The organism is Dyella nitratireducens, assembly GCF_014642835.1.
Lineage (GTDB): Bacteria > Pseudomonadota > Gammaproteobacteria > Xanthomonadales > Rhodanobacteraceae > Dyella_B > Dyella_B nitratireducens.
On the sequence record NZ_BMJA01000001.1, the window covers coordinates 1,161,940 to 1,180,756 of the forward strand.

Genomic DNA, 18,817 nt, shown 5'->3' on the forward strand with positions numbered 1-18,817 from the left:
AGCTGGGGCCGCGGCGCGGGGTGATCATTCTACCGGGATGTGGACGTTTCCCCTTCCCGCCTATTTGAATCCCCGCTCCGCCTTGATCCGCTCATACGCCGCATTGATCTCGCTGGCGCGCCCCTCGGCACGCTTGCGCATCTCGTCCGGCAGATCACCCAGGCGGTCGGGGTGGTGTTCGGAAATCAATTTGCGATAGGCGCGCTTGATGGCGCGGTCATCGGCATCCCTGGTAATGCCAAGTACTGCATAAGGATCGGGCCCTTGCGTGTTCCGCTGCGGCGGCACATAACCGCCGCCAGAGCCATAGGCGCGCCCACGCGGACCGGCTGCGCCTTGCCACACGTAGCCCTTCATCGCCATCAGAGCCATCAACTCCATGTCGCTGATACGCAGGGCGAACGCGAGCTGGCGCAGGATCGCCATTTTTTCCGGCGACGGGTTGCCTTCGGCCAGCACCGTTTCGATTACTACATCCAACAGTGGAAACGCGTGATCGCGACGCAGGCCCACCCATTGGCGCAATGCGTTGATCGGCCCGGTAACGTCGAATTCCGGCTGCTTGCCTTGGTTGAATGCGTGAATCGCCTGCTGGCGCTCTTTCGCACCCAGCCCCATGCGCGCCATCAGGCGCTCAACGATGGCGATTTCCGCTTCCGACACGCGGCCGTCGGATTTGGCGATCGCACCTAGCAAAGCGAACAGCGGGGTGACATAGCCGCCGGCCTCAGGAATCGCGGCTCGGCGCTGGCTATAGCGCAGATTGTCGAGCACGAAGCCGATGATCGCGCCCACACCCATGCCGACGAAGCCATGACCAAGCAGCAGGCCCGCCATGGCGAACCAGAAGGTGTAGGTGTAGCTCATGGATGCGCGGCAGCCTGTGGTTGCGGTGTCTGCGCGCTGTACCAGCGCGCGAGCTGATCCAGTTCCGCATCATTGAGCGGGCCGATGGCCGTACGCATCAGCGGCACGTTGCGCGTGCCGTCGCGATATTCCTGTAACGCCTTACGCAAATAGTCTAGCCGTTGCCCAGCCAGATTGGGCGCACCCGGCATTTGCGCCATGCCGGTTTCGCCGTGACATGCCGCGCACAGCCCGAGCCGCACCGGCTTGGGTGGCAGATCGGCGGCAAACGCCAGCTGGGCACTGGTCAAACCGAGTGCCGCGATCAATACGAATCGCATGGGAAGCACACAGGCATCAAAGCAGCCGATTCTAGCAGCGCCGATCGGTACAATAGTGGGCTTGTCACACCCCGGAGCGCGCCGTGCCCACTACCCTGCTGCAATCGAACCTGTCTGGCCTGGAAATGATCCACCGCGGCAAGGTGCGCGACGTCTACGCGCTGTCCGGCAACCGTCTGCTGATCGTTGCCACAGACCGCCTCTCCGCATTCGACGTGGTGTTGCCCGATCCGATTCCCGGCAAGGGCGAGATGCTCACGCAGATTTCCAATTTCTGGTTCGGCAAAACCGCGCACATCGTACCGAACCATCTGCTGTACACGCCGCTGGAGGACGTGCTGCCTTCCGACACGAACGTGGCGCTGTACAGCAAGCGTGCCGTAGTGACCAAGCGTCTGAAGCCAGTGCCGGTGGAAGCCATCGCACGCGGTTACCTGATTGGCTCGGGCTGGAAGGATTACCAGACCATCGGTTCGCTGTGTGGCATCAAGCTACCCGCCGGACTGCGCCAAGCCGAGCAGTTGCCGGAACCGATCTTTACCCCATCGACCAAGGCTGCCGTGGGTGATCACGACGAAAACGTGAGCTTCGATGTGATGGCCGCAGCGGTCGGCAAAGAGCTGGCCGAACAAGTGCGCGATGCGACGCTGGCCATCTATAAGTGGGCCGCTGCCTACGCGGCCGAGCGCGGCATCATCATTGCCGACACCAAGTTCGAATTCGGCACCGATGAAGACGGCAAGCTGTACGTGATGGATGAAATGCTTACACCCGATTCCTCGCGCTTCTGGCCCGCCGATCAATACCAGATCGGCATCAGCCCGCCGAGCTACGACAAACAGTTCGTGCGCGACTATCTGGAAACACTGGTCTGGAACAAGAAGGCGCCGGGTCCGCGCGTTCCTGCTGAAGTGATCGCAGGCACATCGGCCAAATACGCCGAGGCACTCCAGCGCCTGGCTGGCATCACGCTGGAATGAACGCCTGGGGTTATCTGGCGCTGGCCATCCTCGCTGAGGTTATCGCCACCAGCGCGCTGAAAGCCGCCAACGGCTTCAGCCAACTGGTGCCCAGCGTCGTAGTGATCGCCGGCTATGGCACGGCCTTCTATTGCCTGAGCGCGGCGCTGCGCAGCGTGCCGCTCGGCATTGCGTATGCAATCTGGTCGGGCGTGGGCACGGCACTGATCGCGCTGATCGGAGTCGTGCTGTACAAGCAGAAACTGGACCCTGCCGCCATGCTCGGCATCGGACTGATCGTGGCGGGCGTGTTGGTGCTCAATCTCTTTTCCAGGAGTTCGGCACACTGATGGTGCTGGCAGCGGATCAACGCAGCATGCGTGAATGGCTGGACAGCTATAGCCAGGATCATCAACACCCCATTAATCGTCTGCTGCACTGGATCTGCGTACCGCTGATCGTGTGGAGCGCGCTGGCCTTGCTGTGGACTGCCCCAGTGCCTCAGTCACTGTTGCGCCCTGGCGCGTGGGCTGTGTTTGCGATCGTGCTGGCGTTCGCGTGGTACTGGAAGCGCTCGCGCCGCCTGGCTGCTGCACTGCTGGTTGCGCTGGCGATCCTTGCACTGATCTGCGCGCAGGTCTTTGAACCATTGGGACCCACGCGCATGCGCTGGCTGGGGCTGGGCGTATTTGTCATGGCGTGGCTCGGGCAATTCATTGGCCATCTGTTCGAAGGAAGAAGGCCAAGTTTCTTTACTGATCTTGCCTATTTACTGGTCGGCCCTGCGTGGCTGATGGACAAGCTGTTGAACCGCCTTGGCCTCAAGGAAAAACCATGACCGGTTTTCTTGCGTTGCTCAGCAGCCTGATCTGGTGGGTACTGTTTGGCAGCATTGGCGCCGTCCTGCCGAGCGCGATCGCCTGGATAGTGTTGCGTTGGAGTGAAGGCGCGCCGGTGGTGTTCAACCGGACTTATCTTGCTTGCTTGATTTGGAGCTTGCTGACGTTGCTGATCGGCGCATCGGCGGCGGCACACGTCGGCATTACTCGTCCGCCGCTGGGACCCTTGCTTGCAAGCGGAGCATTTCGTATATCGCTCGTGCTGTCGATGTTGATGGGTGTTGTCGCCTTGTGGCGTTTGATACCGCGGGTCGATGCACGGCGGATTCGCATCGGCAGTGCGTGTGTGGCAGTGGCCGTAGTGATGGCGGTGGTGTTCGGCATAGCCACTACTTTGGTCAGCGCCTGAGATACGTAGGTTGGGGTGCAAACCCCAACATCGGGCGGCGTGTAGATGGCAATGTTGGGGTTTGCACCCCAACCTACGATTTCTCGCAAGCACCCTCTCCCTGGCGGGAGAGGGTATCCGTGATATCTCAGCCTATGACCTTCTTCACCGCGTCCACCACATGCGACACGGTGAAACCGAAGTGCTCGAACAAGGCCGGCGCGGGTGCCGATGCACCGAAGGTGGTCATGCCCACCACGTCGCCATCCAGGCCCACGTACTTGCGCCAGAAATCGGCACTGGCCGCTTCTACCGCCACGCGCGCGCGGCACCAGCCGGGCAACACGCCTTCGCGGTATTCCAGCGGCTGGGCGTCGAACACTTCATTGCAGGGCATCGACACCACACGCACCGGCACGTTCTGCTGCGCCAGCGTGCGCGCCGCTTCCATGGCGAGCTCCACTTCGGAGCCGGTGGCGATCAGGATCGCCTTGAACTTGGTATCCGCCGGCTCGAACAGCACGTAGCCACCGCGCTTGATGTCGGCCAGCTGCTGCGCCGTGCGCTGCTGATGCTTGAGCGTCTGGCGCGAGAAGATCAGGCACGAAGGACCATGCTTGTGCTCAATCGCCACCTTCCATGACACCGCCGACTCCACGGCATCGCACGGACGCCACACGCGATTGTTCGGGATCAGACGCAGCGTCGCCAGATGTTCCACCGGCTGGTGTGTGGGACCGTCCTCGCCCAGGCCGATCGAATCATGCGTGTACACGCGGATCACGTGCGCGGGAATCAGCGCACTCATGCGCACCGCATTGCGCGCATAGTCGGAGAACACCAGGAAGGTGCCGTCATACGGTATAAAGCCGCCGTGCAGTGCCAGGCCGTTGGCAATTGCGCTCATGCCGAATTCGCGCACACCGTAATGCACGTAGTTGCCGTCGGGACCGGTGACGCTCTTGCTGCCCTTCCACATGGTGAGGTTGGAGCCGGCGAGATCCGCGGAGCCGCCGATCATTTCCGGCAGCAGCGGGCCGAACGCATCCAGCGCCATCTGCGACGCCTTGCGCGAGGCGACGTCCGGGCCATCGGCGTTGACTTTGTCGACGTACGCCTGCGACTGCTTGGCCCAATCGGCCGGCAGTTCGCCTGCCGTGCGGCGGTGGAATTCCGCGGCGAGTTCCGGATAAGCGGCTTCGTACTTGGCGAAAAGTTCGTTCCACCGCTGCTCGCGTTCGGCGCCGATCTTTTTCTTGTCCCATGCGGCGTAGATCTCTTGCGGGATTTCGAAAGGAGGGTGACGCCAATCGAGCTCATCGCGTGCAGCCGCGACTTCATCCTTGCCGAGCGCAGCACCGTGCGATTCTTCCTTACCCTGCTTGTGCGGCGCGCCGAAGCCGATGATGGTCTTGCAGCAGATCAGGGTGGGCTTTTCGCTCTGTGCAGTGGCGGCGGCAATCGCTTTCTTCACCGCTTCGGCGTCATGGCCGTCCACGGCGCGGATCACGTTCCAGCCGTAGGCTTCGAAACGCTTCGGCGTGTCGTCGGTAAACCAGCCTTCTACTTCGCCGTCGATGGAGATGTTGTTGTCGTCATAGACCGCAACCAGCTTGCCCAGCTTCCACGTGCCCGCCAGCGAAGCAGCTTCGTGCGACACGCCTTCCATCATGCAGCCGTCGCCCATGAACACGAAGGTATGGTGATCGACGATGGTATGGTCCGGACGATTAAAGTGCTGGGCGAGCAGCTTTTCCGCCAGTGCAAAACCGACCGAATTGGCGAAGCCCTGACCGAGCGGGCCGGTGGTGGTCTCCACGCCTGGCGTTTCGCTCGCTTCCGGGTGGCCTGCCGTCTTGGAATGCAGCTGGCGGAAGCGCTTGAGCTCCGCCATCGGCAGATCGAAGCCAGTCAGGTGCAACAGCGCGTACTGCAACATCGAACCGTGGCCGTTGGAGAGCACGAAGCGGTCGCGGTTGGGCCACTTCGGGTTGACCGGGTTGAACTTCAGGTAGTCGTTCCACAGCACTTCGGCGATGTCGGCCATGCCCATCGGCATGCCGGGGTGGCCGGACTTGGCTGCCTCCACGGCATCCATGGCTAGGGCGCGGACGGCGTTGGCGAGTTCGCGGCGAGATGTCATCAGCGGTTTCTCCAGGGGCAGGCGCAAAGACAATTATTGTCGCCGATCGTCCGCTGTCTGTCGTCCAATGCCGACATCCCTCTGATTTCACGGCTTAAACCTGGCCTTAACTTCTTCCCTGGCCAGGGAAGATTCTCTGCATCACTCCCTTCTAATACCGCTGCTGCGCCTCGCAGCCGTTCCCCCGAACGCCTCTCCCCACGACGTTCGGATTCGGAAACACAAAAGACAAAACGGAGTTTTTCCATGCGCAAGATCCTTCTCTCTGCGGCAATAGCCGCTGCGGGCCTCATTGCCCTTCCCGCTTTTGCCCAAAACAGCTCGGGCTATCTACCAACGCAGACCATCAGTTCCAATAGCGCAAGCACACCCCTGATGCCCGTGGCGCAGGGCTATTTGCCTACTCAAACGATCGGCTCCGGCAACTGGTTCATCGATGCCGGTGTCGGCCGCACCGGTAGCTCCACCAGCGGCGGCTTCGGCTCCAACCTGAGCGGTGATTTCAACTTCGGTAAAAGCCAGCGCGGCCGCAAGACGGGTTACGACCTGGTTGGCGGCTATCGATGGAAACTCGGCCCGAACCTGGCGCTGGGCCTGGAAGCCGGCTATGCGGATCTCGGCAACTTCAAGCTCCAGAACACCTTCAACGGCGACAAGATCGACCAGACCTCGACGACCCAGGCGCTGCACGGCTGGCTACTGGGTGCGAACGGCCGCATCAATCTGGCCACTGCGTGGTATCTGTCGGCGCGTGGCGGCTTCTTCCACGCCAACGATTACAACCACATCTATGACAACGTCGACCAGAACCTCGGCGAATTCACCACCACCAAGGCCGGCCGCAATGGCTGGTACGCCGGCGTAGGCACCGGCTGGGATATCGACGAGCACTGGGGCGTTGGCCTGAGCTACGACTACTACCACGCCAATGCCGGCAGGGTGCGACTTGCCGACCAGCAAATCGCAACGCTCAAACGTTCCACCAGCATCCTTTCGCTTACCGGCGAATATCGATTTTGAGCATCCGGGATGAGCGGCACTTTGTGTCCGCTCATCCCTTCGTACACGTAGTCTTAATCAACTCTTAATATTGAACTGATCGGTATTGAATCTATCGGACGCGTCCTCATCTCATGGCTACGCACGCACAAGCATGCGTACGGGGCAGTCGGCTTCCCCCTCTAGTGCCGACCCGCCCCGATCAAAAAAAGCATGACAAGGAGTACTCCATGAAGAAGACGCTGTTTGCTGTTGCCCTGGCCGTTGCGGGCTTTGCCGCCGTTCCCGCCGCTTTCGCCCAGAGCGCCTCCACCCCGACAGCCCAACAGGGCTGGTATATCGATGGCGACATCGGTTATGGCCAGATCAACAAGGGCCCATATGATTCCAAGGGTGATGCCATTGGCGGCATCAAGGGCGGTTACCGCTTCGCGATCAATCCCGAGATGTCGGTTGGCGTGGAAGCCGGTTACCAGTACCTGGGCCGCATCGATGCGCGTTATTCGAATGATTCCTCGCTCCGTTCCAAGCTGTACGGCCCGACGCTCGGCGCGAACCTGCGCTACAACTTCACACCCAAGTGGTACGGCGAAGTACGTGGCGGCGCCTTCTACGCGCAAGGCCAGGGCCTGACCGACAGTTACAACTCGAGCTACCAGCGCTTCGATCGCACCCGCTACTACGCTGGTGTGGGCGTGGGTTACAACCTCACGCAGAACTGGAGCGTGGGCGTGAACTACAACTATTACGACGGCTCCAACCGCAACCATGGGGTACAGCTGCAGACCAATGCGTACACGGCGTCGGTGGAATATCGCTTCTAATAAAACGTGGTACCAGCTCCAACAAAAAGAGCGCCCTATGGCGCTCTTTTTGTTTATGCACGGATCGTAGTGGCTAAACGATCAGCCCTTCCACTGCCCCAGCGCGGCCAGGCCGTTGTCCTTGGCGCGTGCATGGACGACTTTCTGCGCTTCAGCGACATTGGTCTTCAAATCCTTCGACCACAGCTTGAGCGCGGCCTGCTGCATGGCACGGCCGTAGGAGAACGACAGCGGCCACGGATGCGGCCCCATGCGGTTCATCGCATTGAGGTGGGCGGTGGACTGTTCGTCGGTCTGGCCGCCGGAGAGGAACACGATGCCCGGCAGCGTGGCCGGCACGGTGGTCTTCAGCACGCGCACGGTGGCTTCGGCCACTTCCTCGACATCGACTTGTTCATCCGCGTCCTTACCCGGAATCACCATGCTGACCTTCAGGATGGTGCCTTCCAGCAGCACGTTCTGCTCATACAAGGCATTGAAAAGGCTGCGCAGCACAGCTTCGTGCACTTCATAGCTGACTTCGATGCTGTGGTCACCGTCCATGATCACTTCCGGCTCGACCATCGGCACCAGGCCGGCTTCCTGGCACAGCGCCGCATAGCGGGCCAGTGCCTGGGTATTGGCTTCGATGGCGGTGGAGCTGGGGTTGTCTTCGCTGATGTTGATCACGGCACGCCACTTGGCGAACTGCGCGCCAAGCTTCACGTACTCGGCCAGGCGCTCGCGCAGGCCATCAAGGCCCTCGGTGATCACATCGCCCGGGAAACCGGCCAACGGCACGGTGCCCTTGTCCACCTTGATGCCCGGGATGATGCCGTTCTTCTTCATGATCTGGGTAAACGGCACGCCATCCTTGGTGGATTGACGGATCGTTTCGTCGTACAGGATCGCGCCAGAGATGTGCTCGGAGAGGTTCGGCGTGGTGAGCAGGAGCTCGCGATAGGCGCGGCGGTTCTCTTCCGTATTCTCGATGCCGACCGACTCGAAGCGCTTCTTGATCGTGTTGGTCGATTCATCGATGGCGATGATGCCCTTGCCGGGGGCCACCATGGCCAGGGCGACGCTCTCGAGATCTTCAATGCTCATGGGACGACTCCGTAAAACTTTGGCGGCGCGAGGCCGCAAGGGAGGGAGGCCGCCCTAGCGGGCGGTCAAGATGGAAAGCGCGCGATTATAGCCCCAAGCCGTCGTTGGGGCGTTCAGAGCCGGTCTTGGGGGGCGGTCAGGTCTGGCTGTAGCCCGACAGTTTGCAGGGTGCCATCAGCTGCGCGCGCTGGGCGGGGTCGTCGGGAGAATTGAAGGGAACGACGTAGTAAGTAGCGACCGGCATGTGATTTTTGTTGGTCAGCGAGGGTCCGTAACGGAAATTGGACACCGCGCTCACCGCCGCTTTGCCGAGGTCGCTCTTCGGCACCATCTTGGCCACCTGCACGTTCATCGGCACACCGTCGCTGCCAATCGTATAGGTCACCGCGATGCAGCTGGGCTTGTAGATGTTGACGCCGCTGTTGGGCACGTCCACCGAAACATCGCGGTTGAGCAGAATCCACTGATTGGACAACTGCTCCGGCGCCACCTTTTGCGCCTGCTGGGCCATGGCCGGCATACCGGCTGCCAGCAGGGCCGCCATGAGCAAGGATGGGGCGAAACGAATCGTGCGCATGGCGGAACCTCCGATGTAGTTGTGGGGACGTGGCACCAGTCTAGCCAACCCACGCCCATCCAGCGCGAGTCGGCTTTGCGCTGTTACAGATCGCGCAGACTTTCCACCACGCCATCCGCACCCACCGACAGCAGCTTGAGCGTGTTGGTGCCACCGCCCTTGCCGATGTGGTCGCCATGCGTAAGCACCACGCGGTCGCCTTCTGACAGTTTGCCCGCACCGAACAACTGGCGCACCGCTTCGCGTGCGGAGACGGCCGGGTTCAAAGTGTCGTGCGTGAATTTCACGGGCTGCACATCGCGCAGCACCAGCATGCGGCGGCGTGCGTCATCAAACGGCGATAGCGCATAGATCGGCACCGCGCTGCGGTAACGCGACAGCCATTGCGCGGTAGCGCCGGATTCGGTCAATGCCACGATCGCACGCACGCCGATCTCGCTGGCCAGCAGCATCGCCGCCAGGGCGATAGCCTGGTCGGTGCGATCCAGATGGTGCCCATCTTTGGTGAGTGTTTCCTTCGGCTCAAACTGACGCTCGGCGCCCAGGCAGATACGGCGCAGCGCGGCCACTGCCTTATCCGGATGCGCGCCCGCGGCCGACTCTTCGGACAACATGACCGCATCCGTGCCGTCGATCACCGCGTTGGCCACATCCAGCACTTCGGCACGCGTGGGGATCGGTGAGCGCACCATCGATTGCAGCATCTGCGTCGCGGTAATCACGGCGCGATTGCGCTGCACGGTTTCGCGGATGATCTTCTTCTGCAGGCCCGGCAGTTCGGCGTCACCGATTTCCACGCCGAGGTCGCCACGCGCCACCATCACCACGTCGGACGCATCGATGATTTCGCCAAGCACTGGAATCGCATCGGCACGCTCGATCTTGGCCACCAGCGATGCGTTGCCGCCAGCTTCCTTAAGCAAGCGGCGCGCAAGATCCATGTCGGCAGCAGAGCGCACGAACGAGACCGCAAGAAAATCAGCACCGATCTCCGCGGCAAGTTTGATATCCGCCTTGTCCTTGTCGGACAGTGCGTCGACAGACAAGCCACCGCCCTGGCGATTCAAACCCTTGCGATCGGAAAGACGGCCACCGATCAGCACTTGGCAACGGATTTCGGTACCGACCACTTCAAGCACGGTCAGCGCAACCAGGCCATCATCCAGCAGCAGGATGTCGCCCGCGTTCACATCCTTGGGCAAACCCAGATAGCTCACGCCCACCCGCGTGGTATCACCAGGCGCTGCATCAGCGCGGCAATCGAGCACGAACGGATCGCCGTCACGCAGCTCGATCGGACCGTTAGCAAAACGCTCCACGCGAATCTTCGGCCCCTGCAGGTCGGCCAGGATGCCTACCTCGCGACCAACTTTTTCCGCCGCCTTGCGCACCGCCGCCGCGCGCGCGCGGTGATCGTCGGGTTGCCCATGCGAAAGATTGAGGCGTACCACATTGACGCCTTCGGCAATAATTTTTTCGAGCATGCCGGGCGCATCGGTGGCCGGGCCCAGGGTTGCGACGATCTTGGTACGGCGAGAGTGAGTGTCAGTGGCCATTGCGCGGAGTTTTGAAATTTGTCGGACGAGACTAGCAGAACACCATGGCTGCACTGCAATATCTTTTTGCGTGCAAACGTATGCAATATTGCGTGCGGCACTGCCGCAAAGCCAGCATCTGGCGGTTTGGACGGCTAGACGTAAATGGGTTTATCCCATCTGTGCGGCCCACCCCTTCATCGGTCCGGCTGCTTGATCACAGGATCGATACCTTCGCGCATGGTCATCGGGACATACCAACGCGCCACGGCGGGCGTCACGAAACTGCCATCTCGTCCGCTTATCAATCATTCTGCAAGGCCAGATTCAAAACTTCAGCCAGCCGCCTGCCCGCTTCGCGCAGGCGGCTATCGGCCACCGGCAGCTCAGCATCGACGTAGGCCTGATCAATCTTGTGATTGTTGGGGTAGATGTCACGCGTGATCTGACAAGACTCTTCCGCCCATTGCGCCGAGGGCTTGTCGAACGGCGCGATCGGCGGCGGCAGCGGGGCAATGCCTTCGGCGTTGAGCCGCTTGGCATATGCCTTCCAATCCAGGCCGCGTGTACTGAGCAGACCCGAATCCCACACCCTGTGCAGATTCATGCCCTGCCCTTGGAATTGCACCTGGTAGGCATTGCCGCCGGCATCGTCACGGTAGCCGCCGTGCAGCGGCTGATGAATGTCACCCACGAAGTGCACCACAAACTTGAGTGCCTGCAACCTCGCTGCATCCGGCTGGCTGCGATCGCTCAAGATGATGAGGTAATGGGGAATGGCTTCCACCACGCATTGGCCGTTCTTGCAGTCCCGCGGCGGCACGTACTTGCAGGACTGATCGCGGAAATCGATGTAGTGCAGTGCGCGTGTTTCCTTCCACAAGTCCTGCTGCTTGGGATCGTTGCGGATCTCGTCCGGCCAGCTTGCGATATCGGCCAGGGACTTGGTGTGGTCCAGCGCCAGCAGGTGTTCCACTTCCGCTTCAGCCGCCGGGCTTAGATGTCGCTGCGCCAGCTCCGCCACCACGCTATGCCCGAGCGGCCCCCATCCATACGCGGCAGGCGCGATGGCCAGGCTGGCGAACAGTGCAGCGGCAAGGCGACGTGCGGAAAGCATGCTGGGGTCCCTTAGGAAGCAGCACGGAATAATGCCACACGCCTGATGACAATCAGGCGTGACTGGTATGCACCACCGCTCCCGTCGCGTCGCGCACGCTGACATCCACCATCACGCCCTGCCGCACGCTTTCGGTGACGATGCAGAAATCCTCGAACTGGGCCAATGCACGCTCGGCATGTTCGAGTGCGGAAGTCGATTCGGCCAGTTGCATCTCCACCTGGATGCGCGTGACGCGCAAGCGGCCATGTTCGTTGCGCTCAAGTACCGCGCGTGCCTTGGTCACCAGTTTCTCAGGCGCGTTTTTATACTTGCGCAAGGCAAACAGCAGACTGGCGGACAGGCAGTTCGCTACTGCCGCAATGAGCAAGCGGTCTGGGTTAGGCCCCGCCCCGTGACCCAGCGGTGCGGTTTCATCCGTGGTGATGTCCGGTATGGCGGTGCCATCGAAGCGAACCTTGAACTCGTAGTCACCGGTTTGCTCCAAAGTCAATTCAACCAGCTGCTCGGCGCTCATGACATTTCCTCACTTAAGGACAGTCACGCATCATGCACGATTCCGGGCACACGGACCTTCCCCGGATGAGGGACAGCGCCGGTTCGGGCTAGAATGCGGGTTTCGGTAGCCCCTCTGGCTGCCGCTTCGCTGCCCCATCATCCTTTGGAGGACGCTGTCTCATGGCCATCAAGGTCGCCATCAATGGTTACGGTCGTATCGGCCGCAATACTCTGCGCGCGCTGTACGAAGCCAAGCGCACGAACGAAATCCAGATCGTCGCGGTGAACGACCTCGGCAACGCCGAGACCAACGCGCACCTCACGCAATACGACACCGCCCACGGCCGGTTCCCGGGCGAAGTGTCGGTCGATGGCGGCGAGCTGGTCGTCAATGGCGATCGCATCAAGGTCTGCGCCGAGCGCGACCCGTCCAAGCTGCCGTGGGGTGACCTCGGCATCGATGTGGTGCTGGAATGCACGGGCCTGTTCACGTCAAAGGCCAAGGCCGGCGCACATCTTGCTGCCGGCGCCAAGAAGGTGATCATCTCCGCCCCCGGCGACAAGGACGTGGACGGCACCTTCGTGTACGGCGTTAACCACGACAAGATCACTGCGTCGCACCAGGTGATCTCCAACGCCTCCTGCACCACCAACTGCCTGGCGCCGCTGGCCAAGGTGCTGCACGAAAAGATCGGCATCGTGCACGGCCTGATGACTACCATTCACGCCTATACCAACGACCAGGTGCTGACGGACGTCTACCACTCCGACCTGCGCCGCGCCCGCTCCGCCACGCATTCGCAGATCCCGACCAAGACCGGCGCCGCCGCCGCGGTGGGTCTGGTGCTGCCGGAACTGGCCGGCAAGCTGGATGGCTTCGCGATCCGCGTACCGACCATCAACGTGTCGGTGGTAGACCTCTCCTTCGTGGCTGCACGCAACACCACCAAGGAAGAAATCGATGCCGCCATCAACGAAGCCGCCAACGGCGCGCTGAAGAACATCCTGGCGGTGAACACCAAGCCGCTGGTGTCGATCGACTTCAACCACAATGCCCATTCCTCCATCTACGATTCGACGCAGACGCGCGTCATGGGCGGCACGTTGGTGAAGGTGCTCAGCTGGTATGACAACGAATGGGGCTTCTCCAACCGCATGCTGGATATGACCAAGGCGTTGCTGGCGGCGAAGTAAGCTGAACCATCTGCTGCAAAAAAAAGCCGGGCGTGCCCGGCTTTTTTCTTGTCCTGAGCGTCCTCTTGCCGCATGAGCACCTTGTCCACCGGGAGTATCATGACGGCATGCAAGAACCATCCAAACTCGACCCTTCGCAGATCGCGCTGCTGGTCGATCGCTTCTACGAGAAAGTGCGGGCCGACCCTTTACTAGGCCCCGTTTTCAACGCCGCCGTCCACGACTGGGACGAACATAAGCGCACGCTGACCTCGTTCTGGAGTTCCGTGGCGTTGCGCGCCAATAGCTATCGCGGCAATCCCATGGCGGTACACCGTATGCAGCCCAGCATTCGCACCGAACATTTCGAGCGCTGGCTGTCGCTATGGAAGACCACGACACGCGAAGTGCTGGATGAGGACGACGCCAGGCTCATGCTTGAACATGCCGATCGCATTGGTCGCAGCCTGCGCTTGGGAATGGGCCTGCCGGAACATCTCGGCAAGAATCCGTTCGCCATTCCCGTGATCGGTCGTAGCTGAGCAGAACTGCTGCACATATCCATCGCCTCGCTTCAATGAGGCGATGGATATCGCAATCCTCTCAACCCAACGCTTTCAGTGCCGCATCGTAATTCGGCTCGTTGGCAATCTCGCCAACCAGTTCGGTGTGCAGCACTTGATCGTGCTCATCCAGCACCACGACTGCACGTGCAGCGAGACCGGTCAGCGGACCGGAAGCGATCGCAACGCCGTAGTGCTTGAGGAAATCATGTCCACGCATGGTCGATAGAGTGACAACGTTGTTGAGGCCCTCTGCGCCACAGAACCGCGCCTGAGCAAAGGGCAGGTCGGCCGAGATGCAAAGCACGACAGTATTATCGAGCTGGCTGGCCTTTTCGTTGAACCGGCGCACCGACGTGGCGCAGGTTGGCGTATCGACGCTGGGGAAAATATTGAGCACCTTGCGCTTGCCGTCGAAACTGGCGAGCGCCGCGTCGGAAAGATCCTTGGCGACAAGGCTAAACGCAGGTGCCTTGTTGCCGACGGCCGGCAGCTGGCCGTCGACTTGAACCGGATTACCTTTGAGAGTGACTTGGGACATGGAAATCTCCTGGCGTCTGTGAGGGGGGATCGCCGGAAGATAACGCCGATGCCGCGGCGCGTCACCTGTTCATACCGATGCTCGTGATCCCGGCAAGCGCCGGGATTCACCGCATTACTTCAAAGGCGCAACAACTTGCTCGATCGCACCGAAGATCGAAACACCCTGCTTGTCGGTGATTTCGATACGCAAGCTGTCGCCGAACGTCAGGAACGGTGTGCTCGGCTTGCCATCGCGCAGCGTTTCCACCGTGCGCTGCTCGGCCAAGCAGGAGGCACCCTTGCTGGTGTCTTCGTTGGCGATGGTGCCGGAGCCGACGATGGTGCCCGCCGTCAGCGGCCGTGTCTTGGCGGCATGCGCCACGAGCTGGGCGAAATTGAACTGCATGTCGACGCCGCATTCGGCTTCGCCGAACCACTTGCCGTTGAGCCAGGTAAGCATCGGCAAGTGAAGCTTCTCGCCTTGCCAGGCATCACCGAGTTCATCCGGCGTGACGAACACCGGCGACAACGCCGAACGCGGTTTCGATTGGAGGAAGCCGAAACCCTTGGCGAGTTCGCCGGGAATGAGGTTACGCAAGCTGACATCGTTGATCAGGCCAATGAGTTGGATGTGGCCAACGGCCTGCTCGGCGGTGACGGCCATCGGTACGTCGTCGGTGATGACGATGATTTCGGCTTCCAGGTCGATGCCGTAATCCTCGCTCGGCACCACAACGGGATCGCGAGGTCCCAGGAAGCCTGCGCTGGTTGCCTGGTACATCAGCGGATCGACGTAGAACGACTCGGGCACTTCAGCACCACGCGCACGACGCACGCGTTCGACGTGCGGTAGATAGGCGCTACCGTCGACGAATTCATAAGCGCGTGGTAGCGGTGCCGCCAGCGCAGACATATCCAGCGCAAACGCGCCGACTGCTTTACCTGCGTTGAGTTCATCCGACAAGGCATTCAGGCGTGGCGCGATGTTTGACCAATCGTCCAGCGCCGCCTGCATGGTCGGCGCAATGCCGGTGGCCTTCGCCGCCCGCTGCAAATCGCGACTGACTACAATCAGCGTGCCATCACGGCCGCCTTCCTTGAGACTGCCCAGTTTCATGCATTCACTCCATCGACTGCGTTACACGCAGCCTTCCACGTGATCAACCTGCGGCGGCGCAACGGCGCCCGCCATCGGATTATTTTGCCATGCGCGTTTCACGCGTGCTCCGCATCGAAATGCTTGGCGATGCCTTGCCAGCACTGGTAATAGTCGTGCTGCAATTGCGGCGCGGCCAGCGCCTGCTTGGTGGGATGGATCACCTTGCGCGTTTCGAGCATGAAGGCCATCGTACCGGTGATGTGGTCCGGCTTGCTGACGTCGGCCTTGCTGGCCTTTTCAAAGGTTGCCGCATCCGGACCATGTCCGCTCATGCAGTTGTGCAAACTGGCACCGCCGGGCGCGAAACCACCGGCCTTGGCGTCGTACACGCCTTCGATCAGGCCCATGAATTCGCTGGCGATGTTGCGATGGAAATATGGCGGACGAAAAGTATGTTCGGCCACCAGCCAGCGCGGCGGGAAGATCACGAAATCCACGTTGGCCGTGCCGGGTGTGTCGCTGGGCGAGGTCAGCACGGTGAAGATGGACGGGTCGGGATGATCGACACTGATCGAGCCAACCGTGTTGAAGCAGGTCAGATCGTATTTATAGGGCGCATAGTTGCCATGCCAAGCCACCACATCCAGCGGAGAGTGGTCGATGCCCGCCTTCCATAGCGCGCCCTGGAATTTCACGATCAGCTCAAAATCGCCTTCGACGTCTTCATAAGCTGCGAGTGGCGCCAGGAAGTCGCGCGGCAAAGCCATGGCGTTGGCGCCGATCGGACCAAGATCCGGCAAACGGAACAGCGCACCGAAGTTTTCCGCGACGTAGCCGCGCGCTTCGGCATCCATCAGTTCCACACGGAAACGCACGCCACGCGGAATCACCGCGACTTCCAGCGGCTTGATCTCCAGCACGCCCAATTCGGTAGCGATGCGTAAACGCCCCAACTGCGGCACGATCAACAGCTCGCCATCCGCGTTGTAGAAGAAACGCCCTTGCATCGAGCGGTTGGTAACGTACATGTGGATGCCACAACCGGCCTGCTCGGCGGAACCGCCGTTGCCGGCGATGGTTACCAGGCCGTCGACGAAATCCGTCGGCTGCGACGGTAGCGGCAACGGATCCCAGCGCAGCTGATTCGGCGTGGCCGGCACTTCATCGAAACGGTTGTGGAAACTGGCATGCGCAAGCGGCTCGAATGGCCTGTGCATCGCGGCCGGCCGAATGCGGTACAACCAGCTGCGGCGATTGGTGTGGCGCGGCGCGGTAAAGGCACTGCCGGACAGTTGTTCCGCATACAAACCATGCGCGACGCGCTGCGGCGAATTCTGGCCAGCCGGAAGTATGCCTGGAATGGCCTCGCTGGCGAATTCGTTGCCGAAGCCGGATTGGTAGCCGTTCGATTGCATCGTGGGTATCACTCTTGCCTGGCTTTTTATCCCTCTTCCCTCGACGAAAGAGACGGGGATGAGGGGCTGATCATGCGGGAATGCACATCAAGGCAAGGTTCTTTTCAGGCTTGAGGCAAGCCTTGTCCCCTCACCCCAACCCCTCTCTCCAGAGGAGAGAGGGGCCTGAAAATTACAGCACGCCGCGGCGCATCTGGTCGCGCTCGATCGACTCGAACAGCGCCTGGAAGTTGCCTTCGCCGAAGCCTTCGTTGCCTTTGCGCTGGATGATCTCGAAGAAGATCGGGCCGATATTGTTTTGCGTGAAGATCTGCAGCAGTTTGCGCTGCTTCGTCTCCGGATCGGCGTCGATCAGGATCTTGTTCTTCGCCAGCCGCGGCACATCCTCGCCGTGGTTCGGAATGCGCATGTCGACCACGTCGAAATAGGTATCGGGCGTATCCAGAAACGCGACATTCTTCGCACGCATCGCCTCCACCGTTTCGTAGATGTTGTCGGTGAAGCAGGCGATGTGCTGAATACCTTCACCATGATAGGCGTCGAGGTATTCGTTGATCTGGCTCTTCGGATCGCTCGATTCGTTGAGCGGAATGCGTACGATGCCGTCCGGCGCGGTCATCGCTTTCGACACCAGGCCGGTCTTCGCACCCTTGATGTCGAAGTAGCGGATCTCGCGGAAATTGAACAGCCGCTCATAGTAATCGGACCACTTCTGCATGTTGCCGAAGTACAGGTTGTGCGTGAGGTGGTCGATGAAGGTGAGGCCGAAGCCGACCGGATGCTGGTTGGCACCCGGCACCGGCTCGTAGTCGCCGTCATACACGTCCCCGGCATGGCCGTAACGATCCACCAGATACAGCATGCAGTCACCGATCCCTTTTACCACGGGAGCGTTCACCGCCTTGGTATCGACCCTGTCACTCACGGCCTCGCCGCCATTGGCCAGTACCGCCTTCAGCACGTCATCGGCGGGCTTGTTGAAGCGGATCGCGAAGCCGCAGGCGCAGGGACCGTGCTTGGCGGCGAAGTCGGCAGCGAAGGAATCCGGATCTTCATTGACCAGGAAGTTCACGTCACCCTGGCGGTACACCGTGATGGCGCGGCGCTTGTGCTTGAGCACCGCCGTAAAGCCCATGTTCTGGAATAACCTATGCAAATCGCCGGCTCGGCCCGCCGGGGCGGCGAATTCAACGAATTCGAATCCGTTGATGCCCATGGGGTTCTCGAAGGTGGTGACGTGCATGCCGAGATTGGGTTGGGCGTTCATGGCGCTCTCCTGATGAAGTCGATGCGCGACGACGGCGATGTCAGCGTTCCACCACATGCCATCATCGGATTCATACGCCCCTTATAGTTACATTTGAAACTAATTGCAAGGAACACCGCCACAAATGTCCCATCCGCGCAAGCCAGCCCCCGCTGGAGCCGAACACGCCCCCCTCGAACTCGAGCGTTTCCTGCCCTATCAACTGTCGATTCTTTCGAACACGGTGAGCCAGGCGATCGCGAACGACTACCAGCGCCGCTACGACCTCAGCATGACCGAGTGGCGCGTGATGGCAGTATTGGCCCGTTTTCACGGGCTATCCGCGCGGGAAGTAGCCGAACGCACGGCGATGGACAAGGTGGCAGTGAGCCGCGCGCTGGCCGGTCTGGTCGAAGCCGGCCGTGTGCATCGGGAAACTCATGGCAACGACAAGCGCCGCTCGGTGCTAAGCCTGACGGAGGCAGGCTGGCAGATCCACGATGACGTGGCGCCCATGGCGCGTGCGCACGAGCGCGAGTTGCTAGCCAGGCTGGATGAGAACGAACGTCAGTGGCTGACACGCATCCTGGACAAACTGCTGGAAGACGCACCAGGAATGAAACCAGGCGAGCGCTGAAACGCTTCAG

The 18,817-nt window shown here is 61.0% G+C and carries 21 protein-coding genes; 9 read left to right on the forward strand and 12 right to left on the reverse strand.

All coding sequences use genetic code 11. The annotated features are described in order from the left end of the window. Positions 1-60: 60 nt before the first annotated feature. Complete coding sequence (gene djlA / locus IEX75_RS05430) at positions 61-867, reverse strand: co-chaperone DjlA (protein ID WP_188793199.1); 807 nt, start codon at positions 865-867, stop codon at positions 61-63. Then, on the reverse strand, positions 864-1,187 hold the full coding sequence (locus tag IEX75_RS05435; RefSeq protein WP_188793200.1) for a c-type cytochrome: 324 nt from the start codon (positions 1,185-1,187) through the stop codon (positions 864-866). The genes djlA and IEX75_RS05435 overlap by 4 nt, the downstream gene beginning before the upstream one ends. An 83-nt stretch (positions 1,188-1,270) precedes the next feature. On the opposite strand from IEX75_RS05435, the gene IEX75_RS05440 reads away from it, so the two are divergent. The 4 genes from IEX75_RS05440 to IEX75_RS05455 are packed head-to-tail and all read left to right on the forward strand — an operon-like array spanning position 1,271 to position 3,394. Beyond that, entirely contained in the window at positions 1,271-2,167 is an 897-nt protein-coding gene (locus IEX75_RS05440) for a phosphoribosylaminoimidazolesuccinocarboxamide synthase (protein WP_188793201.1), read from the forward strand. Beyond that, the gene (locus tag IEX75_RS05445; RefSeq protein ID WP_188793202.1) at positions 2,164-2,496 is read left to right on the forward strand and encodes a DMT family transporter; all 333 of its coding nucleotides are present in this window, start codon (positions 2,164-2,166) and stop codon (positions 2,494-2,496) included. The genes IEX75_RS05440 and IEX75_RS05445 overlap by 4 nt, the downstream gene beginning before the upstream one ends. Next, entirely contained in the window at positions 2,496-2,984 is a 489-nt protein-coding gene (locus IEX75_RS05450; RefSeq protein WP_229720642.1) for an Mpo1 family 2-hydroxy fatty acid dioxygenase, read from the forward strand. The genes IEX75_RS05445 and IEX75_RS05450 overlap by 1 nt, the downstream gene beginning before the upstream one ends. After that, entirely contained in the window at positions 2,981-3,394 is a 414-nt protein-coding gene (locus IEX75_RS05455) for a hypothetical protein (protein ID WP_188793203.1), read from the forward strand. Before IEX75_RS05450 ends, IEX75_RS05455 begins: the two co-directional genes overlap by 4 nt. Positions 3,395-3,521: 127 nt before the next feature. On the opposite strand, the gene tkt is transcribed toward IEX75_RS05455, so the two are convergent. After that, positions 3,522-5,516, reverse strand: coding sequence for a transketolase (gene tkt, locus IEX75_RS05460; RefSeq protein ID WP_188793204.1), 1,995 nt, complete (start codon positions 5,514-5,516; stop codon positions 3,522-3,524). 246 nt (positions 5,517-5,762) lie between these two features. On the opposite strand from tkt, the gene IEX75_RS05465 reads away from it, so the two are divergent. Together IEX75_RS05465 and IEX75_RS05470 are read left to right on the forward strand one after the other, a co-directional pair. Then, entirely contained in the window at positions 5,763-6,536 is a 774-nt protein-coding gene (locus IEX75_RS05465) for an outer membrane protein (protein WP_188793205.1), read from the forward strand. A 209-nt stretch (positions 6,537-6,745) separates the two neighbouring features. Beyond that, a complete protein-coding gene (locus IEX75_RS05470; protein WP_188793206.1) occupies positions 6,746-7,339 on the forward strand; it encodes an outer membrane protein in 594 nt (197 codons plus the stop codon). Between the two features lie 81 nt (positions 7,340-7,420). Here the strand turns inward: IEX75_RS05470 and IEX75_RS05475 are convergent, their stop codons facing one another. The 5 genes from IEX75_RS05475 to IEX75_RS05495 form a co-directional block, all read right to left on the reverse strand. Then, positions 7,421-8,425: a class I fructose-bisphosphate aldolase gene (locus IEX75_RS05475; protein ID WP_188793207.1), complete on the reverse strand. Its 1,005-nt coding sequence runs from the start codon at positions 8,423-8,425 to the stop codon at positions 7,421-7,423. Positions 8,426-8,561: 136 nt separating this feature from the next. Next, on the reverse strand, positions 8,562-9,002 hold the full coding sequence (locus IEX75_RS05480) for an energy transducer TonB (RefSeq protein ID WP_188793208.1): 441 nt from the start codon (positions 9,000-9,002) through the stop codon (positions 8,562-8,564). Positions 9,003-9,085: 83 nt separating this feature from the next. Beyond that, positions 9,086-10,558, reverse strand: a complete 1,473-nt coding sequence (pyk, locus tag IEX75_RS05485) for a pyruvate kinase (RefSeq protein ID WP_188793209.1) — start codon at positions 10,556-10,558, stop codon at positions 9,086-9,088. 283 nt (positions 10,559-10,841) lie between these two features. Continuing rightward, positions 10,842-11,654 carry a S1/P1 nuclease gene (locus IEX75_RS05490; protein WP_188793210.1) on the reverse strand — a complete coding sequence of 271 codons (813 nt, stop codon included), beginning with the start codon at positions 11,652-11,654 and terminating at the stop codon, positions 10,842-10,844. Positions 11,655-11,706: 52 nt separating this feature from the next. Then, entirely contained in the window at positions 11,707-12,171 is a 465-nt protein-coding gene (locus IEX75_RS05495; RefSeq protein WP_188793211.1) for an OsmC family protein, read from the reverse strand. A gap of 161 nt (positions 12,172-12,332) precedes the next feature. Between IEX75_RS05495 and gap the strand changes: the two genes are divergently transcribed. Both gap and IEX75_RS05505 read left to right on the forward strand, forming a co-directional pair. Then, positions 12,333-13,346, forward strand: coding sequence for a type I glyceraldehyde-3-phosphate dehydrogenase (gene gap, locus IEX75_RS05500; RefSeq protein ID WP_188793212.1), 1,014 nt, complete (start codon positions 12,333-12,335; stop codon positions 13,344-13,346). 107 nt (positions 13,347-13,453) lie between these two features. Continuing rightward, positions 13,454-13,867 (forward strand): group III truncated hemoglobin, encoded by a 414-nt coding sequence (locus tag IEX75_RS05505; RefSeq protein ID WP_188793213.1) that lies wholly within the window; start codon positions 13,454-13,456, stop codon positions 13,865-13,867. Between the two features lie 61 nt (positions 13,868-13,928). Here IEX75_RS05505 and tpx read toward each other — a convergent pair whose 3' ends face one another. The 4 genes from tpx to hppD all read right to left on the reverse strand — a co-directional run bounded on the left by tpx (position 13,929) and on the right by hppD (position 18,191). Beyond that, positions 13,929-14,429 (reverse strand): thiol peroxidase, encoded by a 501-nt coding sequence (gene tpx, locus IEX75_RS05510; protein ID WP_188793214.1) that lies wholly within the window; start codon positions 14,427-14,429, stop codon positions 13,929-13,931. Between the two features lie 114 nt (positions 14,430-14,543). Next, the gene (locus tag IEX75_RS05515; protein ID WP_188793215.1) at positions 14,544-15,527 is read right to left on the reverse strand and encodes a fumarylacetoacetate hydrolase family protein; all 984 of its coding nucleotides are present in this window, start codon (positions 15,525-15,527) and stop codon (positions 14,544-14,546) included. A gap of 98 nt (positions 15,528-15,625) precedes the next feature. Continuing rightward, entirely contained in the window at positions 15,626-16,924 is a 1,299-nt protein-coding gene (hmgA, locus tag IEX75_RS05520; RefSeq protein WP_188793216.1) for a homogentisate 1,2-dioxygenase, read from the reverse strand. A 172-nt stretch (positions 16,925-17,096) separates the two neighbouring features. After that, on the reverse strand, positions 17,097-18,191 hold the full coding sequence (gene hppD / locus IEX75_RS05525) for a 4-hydroxyphenylpyruvate dioxygenase (protein WP_188793217.1): 1,095 nt from the start codon (positions 18,189-18,191) through the stop codon (positions 17,097-17,099). A 124-nt stretch (positions 18,192-18,315) separates the two neighbouring features. On the opposite strand from hppD, the gene IEX75_RS05530 reads away from it, so the two are divergent. Next, the gene (locus IEX75_RS05530; RefSeq protein WP_188793218.1) at positions 18,316-18,807 is read left to right on the forward strand and encodes a MarR family winged helix-turn-helix transcriptional regulator; all 492 of its coding nucleotides are present in this window, start codon (positions 18,316-18,318) and stop codon (positions 18,805-18,807) included. The last annotated feature ends 10 nt before the right edge of the window (positions 18,808-18,817 follow it).

Excerpts from the sequence above, each read along its gene's own strand:
- tpx (WP_188793214.1), bottom strand. The coding sequence starts at position 14,429 with ATGTCCCAAGTCACTCTCAAAGGTAATCCGGTTCAAGTCGACGGCCAG.
- pyk (WP_188793209.1), bottom strand. The coding sequence starts at position 10,558 with ATGGCCACTGACACTCACTCTCGCCGTACCAAGATCGTCGCAACCCTG.
- IEX75_RS05505 (WP_188793213.1), top strand. The coding sequence starts at position 13,454 with ATGCAAGAACCATCCAAACTCGACCCTTCGCAGATCGCGCTGCTGGTC.
- IEX75_RS05450 (WP_229720642.1), top strand. The coding sequence starts at position 2,496 with ATGGTGCTGGCAGCGGATCAACGCAGCATGCGTGAATGGCTGGACAGC.
- IEX75_RS05445 (WP_188793202.1), top strand. The coding sequence starts at position 2,164 with ATGAACGCCTGGGGTTATCTGGCGCTGGCCATCCTCGCTGAGGTTATC.
- IEX75_RS05480 (WP_188793208.1), bottom strand. The coding sequence starts at position 9,002 with ATGCGCACGATTCGTTTCGCCCCATCCTTGCTCATGGCGGCCCTGCTG.
- djlA (WP_188793199.1), bottom strand. The coding sequence starts at position 867 with ATGAGCTACACCTACACCTTCTGGTTCGCCATGGCGGGCCTGCTGCTT.
- tkt (WP_188793204.1), bottom strand. The coding sequence starts at position 5,516 with ATGACATCTCGCCGCGAACTCGCCAACGCCGTCCGCGCCCTAGCCATG.
- IEX75_RS05455 (WP_188793203.1), top strand. The coding sequence starts at position 2,981 with ATGACCGGTTTTCTTGCGTTGCTCAGCAGCCTGATCTGGTGGGTACTG.
- IEX75_RS05465 (WP_188793205.1), top strand. The coding sequence starts at position 5,763 with ATGCGCAAGATCCTTCTCTCTGCGGCAATAGCCGCTGCGGGCCTCATT.
- IEX75_RS05490 (WP_188793210.1), bottom strand. The coding sequence starts at position 11,654 with ATGCTTTCCGCACGTCGCCTTGCCGCTGCACTGTTCGCCAGCCTGGCC.
- IEX75_RS05515 (WP_188793215.1), bottom strand. The coding sequence starts at position 15,527 with ATGAAACTGGGCAGTCTCAAGGAAGGCGGCCGTGATGGCACGCTGATT.
- IEX75_RS05475 (WP_188793207.1), bottom strand. The coding sequence starts at position 8,425 with ATGAGCATTGAAGATCTCGAGAGCGTCGCCCTGGCCATGGTGGCCCCC.
- hppD (WP_188793217.1), bottom strand. The coding sequence starts at position 18,191 with ATGAACGCCCAACCCAATCTCGGCATGCACGTCACCACCTTCGAGAAC.
- gap (WP_188793212.1), top strand. The coding sequence starts at position 12,333 with ATGGCCATCAAGGTCGCCATCAATGGTTACGGTCGTATCGGCCGCAAT.
- hmgA (WP_188793216.1), bottom strand. The coding sequence starts at position 16,924 with ATGCAATCGAACGGCTACCAATCCGGCTTCGGCAACGAATTCGCCAGC.
- IEX75_RS05530 (WP_188793218.1), top strand. The coding sequence starts at position 18,316 with ATGTCCCATCCGCGCAAGCCAGCCCCCGCTGGAGCCGAACACGCCCCC.
- IEX75_RS05495 (WP_188793211.1), bottom strand. The coding sequence starts at position 12,171 with ATGAGCGCCGAGCAGCTGGTTGAATTGACTTTGGAGCAAACCGGTGAC.
- IEX75_RS05470 (WP_188793206.1), top strand. The coding sequence starts at position 6,746 with ATGAAGAAGACGCTGTTTGCTGTTGCCCTGGCCGTTGCGGGCTTTGCC.
- IEX75_RS05435 (WP_188793200.1), bottom strand. The coding sequence starts at position 1,187 with ATGCGATTCGTATTGATCGCGGCACTCGGTTTGACCAGTGCCCAGCTG.